Annotated in this window: 2 pseudogenes; one reads left to right on the forward strand and one right to left on the reverse strand. The window is 70.1% G+C overall.

From position 1 onward, the window contains the following. A pseudogene (gltD, locus tag EN991_RS39190) lies at window positions 1-162 on the forward strand (glutamate synthase); the annotation flags it as partial. A gap of 27 nt (window positions 163-189) precedes the next feature. On the opposite strand, the pseudogene EN991_RS39195 reads toward gltD, so the two are convergent. Continuing rightward, window positions 190-525: pseudogene (locus EN991_RS39195) on the reverse strand (DUF459 domain-containing protein); the annotation flags it as partial.

Here is a 525-nt window from a genome sequence, read left to right on the forward strand (position 1 = left end):
GACAGCAATGACCGCGACTACAAGACCAGCGTCGACAGGCTCTATGCGGCCGGCGACGTGCGTCGTGGCCAGTCGCTGGTCGTCTGGGCGATCCGCGAGGGCCGCCAGGCGGCGCGCGCGATCGACGAGGCGTTGATGGGGTCGAGCGTTCTCCCGCGCTGAGCCCGGCCTCGGAGCCGCGCTGCGACACTAACGATTGATCGCGGTCGTGGTGTCGGTCGCGGCTGCGGCCTTCGGCGGCCAGGAGAAATCGTCGGCGCGGCCGGGCGATGCAATCGGTGCCTTGCCCTCGACCACAAGCTTTTCACCGGGCAGGTCCGGATTGGCCTTTGCCGGCGGTGCCGCGCCAAGCAGCTCCGAGCCGCCGTCGAGTGCCGGATCGCTGAGCAGCATCGGCGCAGTGCGGTCGATGACGATGGGGGGCGCGGCCGGCGCCGGCGTCTCGACAGGGGCGCCTGCCGGAGCGGACGGTGTAATCATGCTTCCCGGCGCGGTCAGGCCGAGGATCTTCAGCAGCGGTTTTTC

It is taken from the genome of Mesorhizobium sp. M7A.F.Ca.US.005.03.2.1, from assembly GCF_003997795.1.
Lineage (GTDB): Bacteria > Pseudomonadota > Alphaproteobacteria > Rhizobiales > Rhizobiaceae > Mesorhizobium > Mesorhizobium ciceri.